We start from the raw sequence: 16,033 nt of genomic DNA, 5'->3' as shown, positions 1-16,033 counted from the left end.
TAGGAGGGTCGGGCCGTCAGAAGGCGACATGGGACCGACTGGCTGGCGTCGCGACGAGGGAGGGCGACGCTGAGACGTGCTGTTCGACGTCCTCTTCGTCGGCGTCGCCGTCCTGGCGCTGTGGGTCGGCGCAGACCAGTTCGTCGCCGGCGCGAGTCAGGCGGCCAGACGGCTCGGCGTCCCCGGCCTCGTCATCGGCCTGACCGTCGTCGCGTTCGGGACGTCGGCGCCGGAGTTCGCGGTCACCCTCGACGCCGCACTCTCGGGCCGGCCGGACGTCTCTGTCGCCAACGTCGTCGGCTCGAACATCCTCAACCTCGGGTTCATCCTCGGCGGGACGGCGCTGGTCCGGGCGCTCCCGACAGCCCGAGACCTGGTCCGGCGGGACGGGACGCTGCTGATCGGCAGTACGGTCCTGTTGCTCGTGACTCTCCGCGACCTCACGCTGTCACGCACGGAGGGGGCGGTGCTGTTCGGCGCGCTCGTGGTGTACCTGGCCGTACTCGCACGCGCCGGTGCACAGAACGCCGAGGGGCCCATGGGCCGGTCGCAACCGTCGTTCGGCTGGCTGGACCTTGGACGCCTCGTGGGCGGCCTCGGACTGGTCGTCGGCGGCGCGCATCTGCTGGTCACATCCGCGGTCGACATCGCGCTCGCGGTCGGAATCTCCGAGTGGGTCATCGGCGTCACCGTCGTCGCCGCTGGAACCTCGATTCCGGAGTTCGCCACCTCCGTCGCCGCGCTCCGGGCCGGCCGGGCCGGTATCTCTGCGGGCAACATCGTCGGCAGTTGCGTGTTCAACACGCTCGGCGTCCTGGGACTGGCCGCGGCGGTCCAGCCACTCGCGGTCGCAGGTGCGGCAATGCAGACGACGCTGTGGCTGCTGGGGGTAGCGGTGCTGGTGACGATCATGTTCTACACCAACGAAGCACTCTCGCGTGCAGAAGGGGCAGTGCTGGTCGTCCTCAACGCGCTCAACTGGGTGCTCGACCTTGTCGTCTTCAGCTGATCACTCCTTGCCGGATTCCTCGCGCAGGAGCTTGTCGATGGCGTCGGCGATCTCCTCGTATGAGTTCATCGACAGCCCATCTGTGGTGATGAGGACGCCCTGTCGCTCGGTCGCCACACGGAGGAGGTAGCCGTTCTCGAAGGCCCGCACAGTGAAGCGGTAGTCGCCGAGTTCGGACTCCTGGTAGGCGTTCTCGGTCTGCTTGTATCCCTGCCACTCGTGGCCGACAAAGTCGTTGAGGTCCGCATCCTGTTCGAGGTCCTCGCGGAGGTAGAGCTGTTCGTAGTTCGCGCGAGTGAAGTAGGTGACAGAGCGCAGTGAGTCGCCGGTCGCCGTCCGGGCGGTCGTGACGATACTGTCGGCGAGCTCGTCCGAGAGGATATCTGGACTCATACCGGAGCCGAGACGTCCCACCCTATTAATTTCGATGTTCGCGGAACCCCCGACAACCCCATCACCTGGCGCCCGTTACGTCGGGAACCCGACCGAAGCCCTCTTCTGGGTCTCCCGCGAGGGTCCAGATATGCAAGTCGGGCTCGTCATCCTCGACGGCTGGGGGCTCAATCCGGACGAAGAGACGCGGGACGCCGTCGCCGCGGCCGAGACACCGAACTTCGACCGCTACTGGGACAGCGGCGCCCACTCGACGCTGGAGACCCACGGCCGCCGGGTCGGTCTCCCGGAGGGACAGATGGGTAACTCCGAGGTCGGCCACCTCAACATCGGTGCCGGCCGCGTCGTGAAACAGGACTCGGCGCGGATCACCGACAGCATCGCCCGGTCCCGCGGCGAGAGCCCGTCAGACGACGCCGCGCAGGACCCGCCGTTCTTCGAGAACGAGACCATCCTGTCGGCGTTCGAGCACGCCGAGGCAAACGACGGCCGGGTCCACTTCATGGGGCTGGTCTCGGACGGCGGCGTCCACTCCTACCAGGACCACCTCCACGCGCTGATCGAACTGGCCGGCCAGCGCGGGACGGAAGCCGTCACCCACGCCTTCACCGACGGCCGTGACACCTCGCCGACTGGTGGCGAGGAGTACCTCGGAGAACTCCAAGCCCACGCCGAGGAACACGGCACCGGCCACGTCGCCACCGTCTGTGGCCGCTACTACGCGATGGACCGGGACCAGAACTGGGACCGGACCCGCCGGGCCTACGACGCCATCGTCGACCGCATGGCCGACCACCACGCCGAGGACGCCGTCACCGCGGCGACCAGTTCCTACGAACGGGACGACACCGACGAGTTCATCGAGCCGACCACCGTCGGCGACCACCCCGGCCTGGCCGACGGCGACGCGGTCGTCTTCTTCAACTTCCGGGCCGACCGCGCCCGACAGCTCACCCGGATGCTCGCCGATATCCGTCCGGAGGACTGGGGCGCGGACACCTCGCCGCCCGAGACCCGCCTGGTGACGATGACCGAGTACGACGCGACCTTCGACGTGCCCGTCGCCTTCCCGCCGAACCAGCCCGAGGACGTCCTGGGCGAGGTGCTGGCCGAGAACGGGCTGACCCAGGTCCGTCTGGCCGAATCGGAGAAGTATCCCCACGTCACGTACTTCCTCAACGGCGGCCGCGAGGTCGAGTTCGAGGGCGAGATGCGACAGATCGTCGAGAGCCCGGACGTCCCCACCTACGACCTCCAGCCCGAGATGAGCGCCCCCGAAGTGGCCGACACCGCCATCGAGTTCATCGAGTCCGACGACCCCGACGCGCTGGTACTCAACTTCGCCAACCCCGACATGGTCGGCCACACCGGCGACTTCGACGCCGCGGTCGCGGCCGTCGAGGCCGTCGACGAACAGCTTGGACGCCTCGTCGAGGCCATCACCGGCGCCGGCGGGCACGTCCTGATCTGTGCCGACCACGGCAACGCAGACGACATGGGCACCGAGGACGACCCCCACACCGCCCACACCACGAATCCGGTTCCGTTCATCTACCTCTCGCCGGACGGCACCGCCGCCGGGAAGACGGCCCGCGAGGGGGGGACGCTGGCGGACCTGGCGCCGACGATGCTCGCACTGCTGGGCATCGAGCAACCGGAGTTGATGACCGGCCAGTCGCTCGTCGAGTAGTCACAGCGACCGTCGAGAGAGGTACCGCGTCGGCACCCGATCTGTGGTGTAGGTCGCCGTCCCGCGCTTGACGATGTCGTGGCCGTCGGTCCGCATCGACGCGGCGTCGACGACCAGCACCACCGGGTCCTCGGCGTGGCGCGCGCCGACAGCCTGGGCCTCCGCGACCGTCTCCGAGAGGTGGACCTTCTGGCGGGACATTGGCCGCAGTCCCTCGTCCATGATGACGTCCAGATGCCGTGGAGCGGTGCCATGGTACAGCGTCTCCGGGACCGGCGTCGGCGCCGATTCGAGATCGACGGGGACCGAATGGCCGTACGCAGCCCTGATGCGTTCCTCGCCGCCGGCCGTGTCGCGCTCGAAGCGGCCTTTCGGGTCCGTGGCGACGACACCTTCAACGTGGTCGCGGGTCGCCCAGTCGTACTTGCCCTCGACGGCATCGACGAGGTCGGCCAGCGGCGTCCACCCGGCGTCGTCGAGTTCGATACCCGCGTCGTCCGGGAAGTGTCGGAGTGCGCCACTGAGGAACTTCGAGAGCCGACGGCGACGGCCGCCGTCTAGAACCTGCCGGCCGGAGTCGTCACAGACGGGACAGGCCTCCCCCTGGTGGTAGCCGTGGGACTCGCAGGCGAAGATGTCGGCTGGCATGGGCGGCAGTTCACACACCGAGCGGAAAACTCGCTCGGTCAGTTCTGGAGTTCGTCGTTCGCCTGGGAGAGTTCGTACCGGATCGCCAGGATATCGAAGTGGTCTGCCAGTTCCTCGCGTACCTCGCGGATCTCATCGGGGTCGCCCGGCGGGAACTCCTCTGCGAGTTCGATGGCCCTGTCCAGGTCGTCCCTGGCACTCGAGAGGAGTTCGTAGGCGGCTTCCTCGTTGCCGGCGTCCCACTCCCAGTCGCCCGCCTGCCGTCGGTTGTGGGCCGAGGCCAGACGTGCCTCGACCAGGTCGCCGATGACCGCTTCGATCTGGTCTCTGGCGGCCGCTTCGCCCCCCTCGAAGGGGGCGTCGTCGCCGGCGAACAGCTGGGCGACAACGCGATAGCTGTCGAGTGCCTCCTCCAGCGTGGCTGCTCGCTCCGTCGGGTCGTCGAGCTCCATCGCCCGGTCGTGAGTCTCGCGTGCGGTCGCCAGCGGCCGCTCGGCGACCGTCTCGGCTAGCTCGTCCGCCGTCGCGAGCCCCTCCTGTGCGGCCTCGTCGTCGACGTCGTAGCCCGTCGCCACGTCGGTGGCGTCCTGGAATCGCTGTCGCGCCGTCTGGACCCGGTCGTAGCTCCCCTCGTACCGCTCCTCGTCGAGCAGCCGACGGGCCTCGGAGAGCAGTTCCTCGCCGCGGACGACGTGGCGGTCCCTGACCAGCCGATAGAGGTCCGCCTCCAGTCGGCCGATACGGTCGTCGACGCCGTCGAAGGGGGCAGCGGCAGCGCCCTCCTTCGCAGTCTCGAGTGCGGCCTCGGCGTCCGAACGATACTGGTCGAACGCGGTCCAGTCGGCCGATTCGAGCGCGTTCGCGAGTCGGTCGCAGTGGTCGGCCAGCGCGTCCAGGGCGACTGTGACCTCACCCCAGACACCACAGGCCTCCTGGAGGAACTCGGCGACCTCGTCGACGTCGGCCTCTCTGGCGGTGAACTCCCAGGTCGCGCCGGCGCTCGTCTCGAACTGGAGTTTGGCCGTCAGCAGTTCTGTGACAGCCGCCGCTTCATCGATATCTGCATACGGGAGCGACGCGACGTAGTCGCCGTCGGACCGCTCTCTCGGGTTCCCAACGAGCAGGAGTACCCGCCGATCTGTCAGGGCCGCGATGGCGCCGTATCCGTCGCCGGATTTGATCTTCGTCGTGTCGCCGTCCTCGGTGCGCTGAAGCCCGACACGCCGGTTCGTCATGAGATGGAACAACTGTTCGTCGCTCCCGAGGTACGCACGCAGCTCACGCTGTTCGAGAAAATCGTCCACGTCGGTGTCGTCCCCCGGAACTGACGGTCCCATACCTGGCTCTCGTTGCTCGGCGGCAAATCCGCCCTATTCTTATGTGTGATACAATTTTGTAATAAACATACTGGTTTTCCCCCAGGCTGCCGGCATCACAAAGTAATTATAGAGACATTCACGGTTACTTTCACGGCACGGCCTCGACGTCGCGGAACTCGAACCGGGCACCGCCGTCGTCGCTGGTCGTGACCGAGAGCGACCAGTCGTGTGCCGTCGCGATCCGTGCGACGATATCCAGTCCGAACCCCGTCCCGTCCTCGGCCGTCGAGTAGCCGGGCTCGAACACACGATCTCTGTCTCCCGGCGGGATACCGGACCCGTCGTCAGCGACGTAGAAGCCGTCTGACAGCTCGCCGACGGTCACCGTCACGGACTCGCCGCCGTGTTCGACCGCGTTGATCAGCAGGTTCGAGAGGAGTTCCTGGAGACGGCTCCGGTCGGCTTGCACCGTCCGGTCGGTGCGCAGTCGAAGGTCGGCGGGTTGCGATCCGATCGTCGCCAGCGCGTCTGTGACAACTGCTGCAAGATCGACGCGCGCCGTCTCGTCGATCGCCTCCCCCTGGCGTGCCAGTGTGAGGAGATCCCCGAGGAGTTCGTCCATCCGGTCCACGGCGCGTCGACAGCGGTCGAGGTTCGCCGGTTCGCCAGTCTCTTCAGCGAGGGACAGCGACCCGTCGATGACACTCAGCGGCCCCCGGAGGTCGTGAGAGACGATGCTGGCGAACTCGTCGAGTCGATCGTTCTGTCGGACGAGCTCGGCCTGTCGCTCGATACGGTCGGTGATGTCACGGTACACCCAGAGGTGGCACGCCTCGCCGGGGGCCTCGATCGGTCTATAGCTACGTTCGAAGGTCCGTCCGTCCGCGAGCGCGAGTTCCTCTCGGAGGTGTTCACGGTGGCCGGCGACGAGTCGGTCGACGCTATCGAGGAACGTCGCCGGGTCGACGAACTGCTGGCCGAGACGTACCAGCAGCGCTTCGGCGTCCGCCCCCTCCAGTCCCTGGGGTGTGGTATCGAGTTCGAACAGTTCCAGCAGGCGCTCGTTGACCGTCACTACCTCGCGGTCGCTGGACGTGACCAGCACGCCGGCAGGGAGTTCGTTGAGCAGCATCGAGAGCAACGCAGTGGTCCGCTCGCGCTCCCGTTCGCGCTGTTTGCGTTCGGTGATATCTCGGGTGACACAGACGTACCCACCGCCGTCGAGACACGCCGCCGAGAACCGTTTGGGATACCGGGAGCCGTCCGCACGGAGGCCGACCGTTTCGCCAGTCCACTCACCGGCCCGGCCCAGTTCGGCCTCGATCTCGTCACTGATCGATTCGGTCCTGTCGTCGGGGATCACCGTCTGCCAGTTCTCGTCCAGCAGTTCGTCGGGTTCGACGCCGATGATGTCGGCGTACGCCTCGTTGACGTCGACGAACTGGCCGTCCTCGTCGATGATCGCGACACCGCTGGTCGTCGTCTCGACGGCGCCCGCGCGACGCACCTCGCGGCGGCGCGCTCGATGGGTCCCGACCGCCTCGACGACCGTCTCGACTACCTGCTCCGGAGCCGGTCGAGCCCGGGGAAGATAGTCGGTCACCCCGGCACCGATAGCCTCGCTCGCGACCCGCTCGGACCCGTCGCCGGCACAGAGCACGAACGGGAGGTCGCCGGCCCGCTGTCGAACAGTTCGGAGCAGCGAGAGGCCATCATCGTCCGGGAGTCGGTACTGACTCACGACGGCGTCTGCCGCGTCGAGACCGTCGAGGACCGCCGCCGCCGACCGAACGGCAGTCACGGACAGGTCGTCTGCCGTGGCCTCGACCGCCGACGCCAGCGGCTGGGGGTCGTCGTGCGCCAGGAGTACCGAGATTCGCCCAGACATGTTTCTGTCCCTACACAGTAGTTACTGTCAATGATTTATAAACTCCGCCTTCCAGTTACACGTCCTGATAATTAGATGGAACGTCGAGCCCGCCTCAGCCGGTCCGGAACGAGACGTCGAGTGTCCGTGCGGAGTGGGTGAGCGCTCCCATCGAGACGACGTCGACACCGGTCGCGGCGTACTCCGGCACGGCCTCGACGGTGATGCCGCCGCTGGCCTCTGTCAGCGCGGTCCCGTCGACGAGGTCGACGGCCCGTTCGGTCGCCGCTGGCGTCATGTTGTCCAGCAGGACGATGTCGGCGCCGGCGGCGGCCGCGTCGGGTGCCGTCGCCGGGTCCTCGACCTCGACCTCTAGCTTCGTCGCGAAGGAGGCACACTCCCGGAAGTGGGCGATGGCCGTCTCCAGACCCATCTCGGCAACGTGGTTGTCCTTGACCATGACCATGTGGGAGAGGTTCAGTCGGTGCGTGTCGCCGCCGCCGGCGACGACGGCCCGCTTCTCGATACCACGCAGTCCTGGAGTCGTCTTCCGCGTACAGGCGATCCGGACGTCGTCGGTGACCGCGCGTGCGGCCTCGACCGCTCGCCGAGTCTTCGTCGCCACGCCGGACGCGTGGCCGACGAGGTTGACCGCGACCCGCTCGCCCCGCAGCGTCTCGCGTGCCGCGCCGTCGGTCCGCAGGACGACGTCGCCGGACTCGACCCGGTCGCCGTTCTCGACCGGTGTCGTGACCGCGACACCGAGGTAGTCGAACACCGCTCGGGCGGCGTCCAGTCCGGCGACGACGCCGGACTCCTTCGCGACGAGTCGTCCCTGGGTGTCGCCCGGCACCTGGTTCGTGACGTCGTGGTGGCCCACGTCCTCGCGGAGCCACCGCTCGACGTCGGCGTCGGTGAGCATCAGTCCGCGGCCGGTTCCGGCGGCTCGTCGGCCGCCGTGACCAGGTTGTGCGTGCCGACGCTCCGGTCGTTCTCGGCGGCGTGGCGGGCGACCAGCAGCGCCGTGACGCTTGCGTTCCGGAGTTCGTACAGCGACCGGGTGGTTCGGGTGCGGACGTAGGCGTCGACCTCGCCCTTGAGACGGCGCAGGACGGCCATCGACCGCTGGAGGTCCTGGGGGTCGCGCTCGACGCCGACGTACTCGTCCATCACCCGGCGCAGCCGGTGGAACTTGTCGCGGGCGAACGTCGCCGGCAGGTCCGGGTCGCGTTCGAGCAACTCCGGCGCCTCGATGGGCTGGACCTCGTTGCCGGCGGCGTCGGCGCCGGCGCGCAGGCCCCAGACCAGTCCCTCCAGCAGCGACGTGGAGGCCAGTCGGTTCGCGCCGTGGACGCCGGTGCGGGAACACTCGCCGACAGCGTAGAGCCGGTCCAGCGTCGTCCGGCCGCGGTCGTCGACGGCGACGCCGCCACAGAGGAAGTGTTCGGCGGGCGCGACCGGGATGCCACCCTCCCAGTCGATGTCGTTGTCCGCACAGCGGTCGGCCAGACCGGGGAACTCCTCGGCGAACGCGAGCGGGGAGACGTCCAGTCGGACCTCGCCGGTGGCCTCGCGTTCGGCTTTGACCGCGCGAGCGACCACGTCACGGGGCGCCAGTTCGGCGTCGGCGTGGTAGTCGGGCATGAACCGCTCGCCGTCGCCGTTGCGGAGGAGGCCGCCCTCGCCGCGGACCGCCTCGCTGACGAGGAAGGCGATCTCGCCTGTGTCGGCGGATCCACCGGTGTCGTCCTCGTCGAGCACGCACGCTGTCGGGTGGAACTGGACGTACTCCATGTCGGCTACGTCGGCGCCAGCCAGCGCGGCCATGGCGATGCCGTCCCCGGTCGCGTCGTCGGGGTTGGTCGTCCGCGGGTAGAGTTCGCCGATGCCCCCGGTCGCCAGGACGACGCTGCCGGCGAACCACGGGTCGACCGCGCCGTCGGATTCGAGCATCGCTCCGTGGACCCGTCCCTCGTGGCGGATCAGTTCCAGCGCGGCGGTGTCGTCCCGGATCTGGACGGCGTCGTGGGCGTCGAGGTAGTTCAGGAACGGGACGTGGATGTGCTTGCCCGTCGCGGCGTCGACGTGGAGGATGCGGTCCTCGCTGTGGGCCGCCTCCCGCGCGAAGTCGAGGTCCTCGCGACTCGCGGGCGTCGTCGACGCCCGCTCCTCCGAACCCGTCGAGCGCGGCTCGACGCGGTCGAATTCGACTTCGAGCGTCTCCAACAGCACGTCCTCGACGGCCTCGTTGGCGTTCTCGACGAGGATGTCTACCGCGTCGGGGTCGGCTGTGTCCGCGCTGGCGGTGACGATGTCCCGTTTGAACTGCTCGGGGTCGTCCCGGGAGACGGCGATACCGCCCTGGGCCCACCAGGAGGAGGCCCCCTCCGGACGGGTCGCCTTCGTCGCGACCGTCACGTCGCTGCCCTCGCGGGCGGCCGCCAGCGCCGCAGCCAGCCCGGCGATACCGGAGCCGACGACGAGCACGTCCGTGGTGTTGTGGTCACGCATGGCTATATCTCCAGCATCCGGTCGAGTGCGACCTGTGCGAGTTGCTTCTCCTCCGGTGCAACCTCGATGACGTTGCGCTCGCGACCCGCCAGGAGTTCCTCCAGCACCCAGGTGAGGTAGTTCGGGTCGATCTGACGCATGGCGTTGCAGTCCATACAGGCGTCGCCACACAGCGGGACGACGTTCACCTCGGGGTGCCACCGCTGGAGGTGGTGGGTGAGGTGGATCTCGGTGCCGATGGCCCAGGTGTCGCCGGGGTCGGCGTCCGCGACGACCTGACAGATATCGGCCGTGGAGCCGGCCACGTCGGCGGCCTCGACGACCTCGCGGCGGCACTCGGGGTGGACGATGACGTTCGCGTCCGGGTGTTCCTCGCGGATCTCCTCGATGTGGGACTCGCGGAACCGTTCGTGGACCTGGCAGTACCCCTCCCAGAGGATGACGTCGTTCTCGACGGCGGCCGCGGCGTCCTTGCTCTCGGGGTCCCAGGGGTCCCACTCGACGATCTCGTCTTCGAGTCCGAGCCGATGGGCCGTGTTCTCCCCGAGGTGCTTGTCGGGCAGGAACAGTAGCTTGTCACCGCGCTCGAAGGCGTACTCGAAGGCCCTGTGCGCGTTGGAGGACGTACAGACCAGCCCGCCCTGTTCGGCACAGAAGGCCTTCAGGTCGGCGTAGCTGTTCATGTACGTGATCGGGACGATGTTCTCGTCGGTCGCGGCGGTCAGTTCCGCCCACGCCGCGTCGACCTGGAGCGCCTCGGCCATCCCGGCCATCGGGCAGGACGCCTCCATGGACGGGAGGATCACACTTTGCTCGTCGTCCGTGATGATATCGGCGGACTCGGCCATGAACGTCACCCCGCCGAAGATGACGTACTCGGCGTCGGCGGCCGCGGCCTCCTTCGAGAGCTGGTAGGAGTCGCCGATGAAGTCCGCGTGCTCGACGATCTCGCGACGCTGATAGTTGTGGCCCAGGATGACCACGTCGTCGCCGAGTTCGTCGAGCGCGGCCTCGATCCGGTCCGTTCGCTCGTCTTCCCCGAGCTCCCGGTACTCGGAGGGAAGCTGTTCGAGGTTGTCGTATTTGAAGAGACTGAGGTCCGTTTCGAACGCAGCTGTTTCCATCTGTGGCATGAGTGCGTGGTCCCGTTGTCACTAGACGCTTCGTACCCCGATATTGAAAAAATTTTGCCTTCAATACGGTAGAATGGAGGCCATACTGAAGTCTAAATCCCCGATTGATGGGTATTGGTTTATGGTAGCAGAGAACACAGTGTGATCAACTGGTATGGGAACGGACCCAAACCGTGACAATTTCTAACACACGACACGAGCTAGTCTAGACAGGACAATGACACGAACACTCAAAGCATCTGGGTTCCTGGGCCTGGCAGTGATGATGACGGTCGGCGTATACCAGTTCGTGCTCCTCTCGAGTGGGGCGGCCGTCCCGCCGTGGATCGTCGGTGGCCACGCACACCTCGGGGTGTTGTCGATCCTGGCGATCGTCATGGGGTTTGCTGTCCCCGCTCTCGGCGTCACCGGACGGCTCCGAACGAGCGTGACCACGCTGTTTCTCGCCGGCCAGTGGGGGATTCCCGCGACCGTCTGGCTGGGCGAAGGGTTCGGTGTGACCATCCTCCTTCCAACTGGGTTCGTGTGGGCCGGTGCGCTCATCGCGTCGATGCTGATCATGTTCTACATGTCCCTGACACAGGACACGACCGGCGCCGGCGGCGGCCTGGCGGGGACCCCCGCGGCCGACGACTGACGAGTCCCAAGAGCAACTGTTAGGGGGGCGGCCCGCCACCGCCCCTGTATGACCGACGCCGAGTCCCTCGCAGCGCGCGTTCGCGAGGGCGACCTTCGCCTGTACGAACTCGAAGACCACGCCGACCCGGACACCGCCGCCGCTGCCCGGCGCCACCTGCTCGTCGAGGAGACCGGGGTCGACCTCTCGACGGTCGGCGACTACGCCTTCGACGCCGGTGACGCCGAGAACAACGTCGAGAACATGATCGGCGCGGCCCAGATCCCGATGGGCGTCGTCGGGCCGCTGCCGGTCGACGGCGGCGCGGCCGACGGCGAGCACTACCTCCCGCTGGCGACCACCGAGGGCGCGCTGCTGGCCTCGGTCAACCGCGGCGTCTCGACCATCCGGACTGCCGGCGGCGCCACGGCACGGGTCCTCAAGTCGGGGATGACCCGCGCACCGGTGTTCAAAGTCGAGGACGTCGCCGCCGCCGGCGAGGTGTCGGCCTGGGTCCGCGAACACGTCGACGACCTCGCTGCGGCCGCCGAGGCGACCACCAGCCACGGCGAACTCCAGGACGTGACGCCCTACGTCGTCGGCGACAACGTCTTCCTGCGCTTCTCCTACGACACGAAAGACGCGATGGGGATGAACATGGCCACCATCGCCACGGAGGCCGCCTGCGAGGTGATCGAGACCGAGACGCCGGCCGATCTGGTCGCCCTCTCGGGCAACCTCTGTTCGGACAAGAAGCCCGCGGCCATCAACGCCATCGAGGGTCGGGGGCGGACCGTCTCGGCGGACGTCCTGATCCCCCACGAGCAGGTCGAGCAGCGTCTGGACACGACCACCGACGCCATCGTCGAGGCCAACACCCGCAAGAACCTCGTCGGCTCCGCGAAAGCCGGCGCGCTCGGGTTCAACGCCCACGCCGCCAACGTCGTCGCCGCCGCCTTCCTCGCGCTCGGCCAGGACGCTGCCCAGGTCGTCGAGGGCGCCAACACCATCACGACCGTCGACGCCCGCGAGGACGGCCTCTACGCCTCGGTGACGTTGTCGTCGCTGGAGGTCGGCACCGTCGGCGGCGGTACCTCCCTGCCGACCCAGTCAGAAGCCCTGGAGATACTGGGCTACGGCGGCGGCGGCGACCCGGCGGGGAGCAACGCCGACGCGCTCGCCGAGGTCATCGCCGCCGGCGTGCTGGCCGGGGAACTCTCGTTGCTGGCGGCGCTGTCCTCGCGGCACCTCTCATCCGCTCACGCCGAACTGGGCCGGTAACTCGTCGCGCGGACCCTCGATCAGCGCCACGCTATCGGGAGCGCGACTGGCTCACCAGGAAGCCGACACCGGCGACCAGCACGACGACACCGGCCAGCAACAGGTCGCCGTTCCCGAGCAACGGCCCCGCGACCAGCAGCGCCCACGCGACGGCGAAGATACCGTGAGCGAGGGCGAACAGCCGCCGACCGCGCCGGGCGAAGACGACGGCACCCAGCGTGAACCCGGCGGTCAGTACCACCGCGGAGAGCGCCACCGGGCTCACCGCCAGCCCACCGAGCGTGAGCGGTCCGATCACGGGTGTCGCGAGGAAGAGCAGTCCCGCGAGCCCCACGAGCAGGCCGACAGCGACCGGGCCGGCCTCCAGGTCCAGCCGGGCGCTCATACGAGCCGGTAGGTCCCTCGCGACTCGGTGACCTCGCCGGCACGGGTCAGTTTCGTCAGCGCTTCTCGCGTGTACTCGGCGGGAACTCCCCGCTCGCTGGCGTAGGCGACCACCTCGTCCTCCGTCGGCGCATCGAGCGTCCGGAGTGCCGCGAGCACCGTCTCCTTTCGCGAGGTCGTGCCCCCGGTCCCTCGCTCGGCGCGGTCGCCAGCGGCCGCGACGCTGTCGGCGTCGACACCCGACCGTTCGAGGTATGTCTCGTCGTCGACGCCGGCCGCCTCGACCTGGCTCTCCATCTCGGCGAACGAGTCCAGGTCCGCGAACGCCTCGCCCTGACCCTGACGGTTGGCGAGCATCGACGCCCTGACCTCCCTGGCGTGGGTCTCGTCGTCGGTCTCGACGAACTTCTTTCGCTTGTCGTGTTGCCGACGGGACCCACAGCGGGGGCACTGGCTCGTCTTCTGCTCGCCCTCGACGACCCAGAGGGCGCTGCACTCGCTACAGCCCACGACGGCGTACATACATCGGGGTTGGGCTCGCCCCCGATTGAACGTTCGGATTGCCCCTGGATTTACACCCCTCGCTGTCGATGCCCTGGCTATGGAGGAAGTGCCACAGGCTGCCAGCGAGACGGTCGAGGCCGTCGAGGGTGTCCACCTGACACAGCTGGCCGTCGGCGAGCGGATGAGTGCCCAGCAGTTCCACATCGAACCCGACGCGGTCGTCCCCGAACACAGCCACGAGCACGAACAGATCGGCTTCGTCGTCCGGGGGACCTGCACCTTCTGTATCGACGGCGAGGAGTTCGTCATCAGTTCGGGCGACTCCTACGTCATCCCCAGCGGGGAACCCCACCGCGTCGAGAATCGGACCGACGAACCGGTGACCGGCATCGACGTGTTCAGCCCGCCACGGGACGACCCCGATTGGCGCGATTGATAGTCGGGCCCACAAGCGTTTGTAGGAGGACCTCTAACCTCGGTCGATGACGCGTCTCGGTCCCGTGACCCTCGCTCTTGTCCTCGTCCTGGCGGGGTGTAGCGGCTTCGGCGGCCAGGGGGGCTCCGAGCCGGTGACGCCGGCGCCGATACCGACCGACGCCGCGCCGTATCCCCCCGGCATCTCCGAGCGTGCTGTCGACCCCGGAATCCTCGCACGTGCCCACGAGGGGTCCCTTCGGACCACGAGTTACACCCTGACGAGCCGGCAGCGGATCGTCGGGGCCGACGGCGAAGTGCTGCGCCGGACGAACCAGTCGCGCCAGGTCGCGACGAACGCGACCAGCTACCGGGGGTACTTCGAGCAGAACACCACCGAGTATCCGACCGCGGGGCTGACCAGCAGGGTCGACTACTGGACCAACGGGACCGTCGTCGCCACGCGCTACCAGGAGCGGACCGGCGAGCGGTCGCTGCACATGTGGCCCGCCGACAGCGTCGACTCCGTGACGGACCTCACCGCTCGGCAGCGACTGGCGTCGATCCTGGCGGCCGTCGACGTGCGCGTCGCGCGCCACGAGGCCGACGGCGACGTCGTCCTCGTCGGTTCGGAGTTCGTCGACCGCGAGCGGCTCATCCGCCCGCTGTTCGTCAGCCACCCGACGAACGTGCGTACCCAGTTGCGTGTCCGCTCGGACGGGACCATCGTCGCAGCACGGCTCGAATACGACGCGACACTCAGCGGGCGCGAGATCCACATCGTCCGCGAGACTCGCGTCACCCGCGAGGGGCGGACGACCGTCGATCGACCGGACTGGGTCGCGAACGCGACGCTCTCGACCGCGGAGTAGCGTCAGAAAAAACTGAAGTCGGGTGGCGCCGCGTTACGCGAGCTTCTCTATATTCTCGACGACCTTGTCTGCGAACTCGCTGGTCGCGAGCTTCGTGCCGCCCTCGATCTGACGTTCGAGGTCGTAGGTGACCTGGCCGCTGGAGATGGTCTCCTCGACGGCGTCACGGACGAGCTTGCCGGCGTCCTTCCAGCCCATGTACTCGAGCATCAGGCGCCCGGAGAGGATCATCGCGGTCGGGTTGACCTTGTCCTCGCCGGCGTACTTCGGCGCCGAGCCGTGGACCGGCTCTGCGAGACAGCGAGCCTCACCGAAGTTCGCACCGGGGGCGATGCCGAGCCCACCGATCTGTGCGCCTGCGGCGTCGGACATGTAGTCCCCGTTGAGGTTCATCGTCGCGATGACGTCGTACTCGTCGGTGCGGGTCAGCAGCTGCTGGAGCATGTTGTCGGCGATGCGGTCGTTGACGACCAGCGCGTCCTCGGGGGCCTCGCCGTCGTACTCCTCCCACAGCTCGTCCTCGGTGATGACGGAGTCGTCGTACTCCTCCTCGGCGACCTCGTAGCCCCAGTCACGGAAGGCGCCCTCGGTGAACTTCATGATGTTGCCCTTGTGGACCAGCGTGACCGAGTCGCGGTCCTCTTCGAGGGCGTAGTCGATGGCCTCGCGGACCAGCCGCTTGGTGCCGAACTCCGTGATCGGCTTGACGCCGATGCCGACCGGGCCGTCGTGGATGGTGCTGTCGAAGCCCATCTCCTCCTCGACGAACTCCTTGACCTCCGCGACCTCGTCGGTGCCGGCCTCCCACTCGATGCCGGCGTAGACGTCCTCGGTGTTCTCCCGGAAGGTGACCATATCCATCTTCTCGGGCTCGGAGACCGGCGACGGGACGCCGTCGAGGTGGTAGGTCGGCCGGACGTTCGCGTAGAGGTCCAGCGTCTTGCGCAGCGCGACGTTCAGCGAGCGGAAGCCGGCGCCGACCGGCGTCGTGAGCGGGCCCTTGATGGCGACGTTGAACTCCTTGATCGCCTCGACGGTGTCGTCGGGGAGGTTCTCGTCGTACTTGTCGCGGGCCGACTGCCCGGCGTAGACGCGCATCCAGGAGATGTCACGACCAGTGGCGTTCGCGGCGGCTTCGAGGACCTTCTGGGCGGCGGGGCCGACGTCGGTCCCGATCCCGTCCCCGTGGATGATGGGGATGATGGGGTTCTCGGGGACGTCGAGCTCGTTGTCCGCTGTGACTTCGATCGGGTTACCCTCGTCGGGCACCTCCACTTTGTCGTAATCGTATCCCATATCTCGGGCATCGATAGTGGGGCGTAAAGAATTGCCGTTTTGCTACAAGAACGGTAACGTGAGACACACGAACGTAGGGTGGCCGGACAGCCCGAG

General features: G+C 67.9%; 16 protein-coding genes. 6 read left to right on the top strand and 10 right to left on the bottom strand.

Translation table 11 applies throughout. The features are described 5' to 3' along the window. The first annotated feature begins 76 nt into the window (after window positions 1-76). On the top strand, window positions 77-1,009 hold the full coding sequence (locus Hhyl2_RS01665) for a sodium:calcium antiporter (RefSeq protein ID WP_483548973.1): 933 nt from the start codon (window positions 77-79) through the stop codon (window positions 1,007-1,009). On the opposite strand, the gene Hhyl2_RS01660 is transcribed toward Hhyl2_RS01665, so the two are convergent. After that, window positions 1,010-1,402 (bottom strand): DUF7522 family protein, encoded by a 393-nt coding sequence (locus Hhyl2_RS01660; protein WP_483548972.1) that lies wholly within the window; start codon window positions 1,400-1,402, stop codon window positions 1,010-1,012. Between the two features lie 130 nt (window positions 1,403-1,532). Here Hhyl2_RS01660 and gpmI point away from each other — a divergent pair, with 130 nt between their 5' ends. Next, entirely contained in the window at window positions 1,533-3,092 is a 1,560-nt protein-coding gene (gene gpmI, locus Hhyl2_RS01655; protein ID WP_483548971.1) for a 2,3-bisphosphoglycerate-independent phosphoglycerate mutase, read from the top strand. On the opposite strand, the gene Hhyl2_RS01650 is transcribed toward gpmI, so the two are convergent. From Hhyl2_RS01650 to nadA, 6 genes are all read right to left on the bottom strand, one after another. After that, entirely contained in the window at window positions 3,093-3,740 is a 648-nt protein-coding gene (locus Hhyl2_RS01650) for an RNA 2'-phosphotransferase (RefSeq protein WP_483548970.1), read from the bottom strand. Window positions 3,741-3,778: 38 nt separating this feature from the next. Then, window positions 3,779-5,077: a hypothetical protein gene (locus Hhyl2_RS01645; protein ID WP_483548969.1), complete on the bottom strand. Its 1,299-nt coding sequence runs from the start codon at window positions 5,075-5,077 to the stop codon at window positions 3,779-3,781. Window positions 5,078-5,207: 130 nt separating this feature from the next. Further along, a complete protein-coding gene (locus Hhyl2_RS01640) occupies window positions 5,208-6,947 on the bottom strand; it encodes a PAS domain-containing sensor histidine kinase (protein ID WP_483548968.1) in 1,740 nt (579 codons plus the stop codon). 94 nt (window positions 6,948-7,041) lie between these two features. Continuing rightward, complete coding sequence (gene nadC, locus Hhyl2_RS01635; RefSeq protein ID WP_483548967.1) at window positions 7,042-7,848, bottom strand: carboxylating nicotinate-nucleotide diphosphorylase; 807 nt, start codon at window positions 7,846-7,848, stop codon at window positions 7,042-7,044. Beyond that, the gene (locus Hhyl2_RS01630) at window positions 7,848-9,437 is read right to left on the bottom strand and encodes an L-aspartate oxidase (protein WP_483548966.1); all 1,590 of its coding nucleotides are present in this window, start codon (window positions 9,435-9,437) and stop codon (window positions 7,848-7,850) included. Before Hhyl2_RS01630 ends, nadC begins: the two co-directional genes overlap by 1 nt. Window positions 9,438-9,439: 2 nt before the next feature. Further along, window positions 9,440-10,570, bottom strand: coding sequence for a quinolinate synthase NadA (gene nadA / locus Hhyl2_RS01625; RefSeq protein WP_483548965.1), 1,131 nt, complete (start codon window positions 10,568-10,570; stop codon window positions 9,440-9,442). Window positions 10,571-10,787: 217 nt separating this feature from the next. On the opposite strand from nadA, the gene Hhyl2_RS01620 reads away from it, so the two are divergent. Both Hhyl2_RS01620 and hmgA read left to right on the top strand, forming a co-directional pair. After that, window positions 10,788-11,207 carry a DUF8059 family membrane protein gene (locus tag Hhyl2_RS01620; RefSeq protein WP_483548964.1) on the top strand — a complete coding sequence of 140 codons (420 nt, stop codon included), beginning with the start codon at window positions 10,788-10,790 and terminating at the stop codon, window positions 11,205-11,207. A 48-nt stretch (window positions 11,208-11,255) separates the two neighbouring features. Then, on the top strand, window positions 11,256-12,467 hold the full coding sequence (hmgA, locus tag Hhyl2_RS01615) for a hydroxymethylglutaryl-CoA reductase (NADPH) (RefSeq protein ID WP_483548963.1): 1,212 nt from the start codon (window positions 11,256-11,258) through the stop codon (window positions 12,465-12,467). Window positions 12,468-12,498: 31 nt separating this feature from the next. Here the strand turns inward: hmgA and Hhyl2_RS01610 are convergent, their stop codons facing one another. Together Hhyl2_RS01610 and Hhyl2_RS01605 are read right to left on the bottom strand one after the other, a co-directional pair. Next, complete coding sequence (locus Hhyl2_RS01610) at window positions 12,499-12,852, bottom strand: hypothetical protein (protein ID WP_483548962.1); 354 nt, start codon at window positions 12,850-12,852, stop codon at window positions 12,499-12,501. Beyond that, window positions 12,849-13,373, bottom strand: coding sequence for a DUF5817 domain-containing protein (locus Hhyl2_RS01605; RefSeq protein WP_483548961.1), 525 nt, complete (start codon window positions 13,371-13,373; stop codon window positions 12,849-12,851). Before Hhyl2_RS01605 ends, Hhyl2_RS01610 begins: the two co-directional genes overlap by 4 nt. A 79-nt stretch (window positions 13,374-13,452) precedes the next feature. On the opposite strand from Hhyl2_RS01605, the gene Hhyl2_RS01600 reads away from it, so the two are divergent. Continuing rightward, the gene (locus Hhyl2_RS01600) at window positions 13,453-13,791 is read left to right on the top strand and encodes a cupin domain-containing protein (protein ID WP_483548960.1); all 339 of its coding nucleotides are present in this window, start codon (window positions 13,453-13,455) and stop codon (window positions 13,789-13,791) included. Between the two features lie 46 nt (window positions 13,792-13,837). Then, window positions 13,838-14,641, top strand: coding sequence for a DUF7537 family lipoprotein (locus tag Hhyl2_RS01595; RefSeq protein WP_483548959.1), 804 nt, complete (start codon window positions 13,838-13,840; stop codon window positions 14,639-14,641). Window positions 14,642-14,674: 33 nt separating this feature from the next. Here Hhyl2_RS01595 and icd read toward each other — a convergent pair whose 3' ends face one another. Continuing rightward, entirely contained in the window at window positions 14,675-15,937 is a 1,263-nt protein-coding gene (gene icd, locus Hhyl2_RS01590; protein WP_483548958.1) for an isocitrate dehydrogenase (NADP(+)), read from the bottom strand. Window positions 15,938-16,033: the final 96 nt, after the last annotated feature.

The organism is Haloarcula sp. H-hyl2 (assembly GCF_056934385.1).
This window is presented reverse-complemented; position numbering and strand designations above follow the sequence as displayed.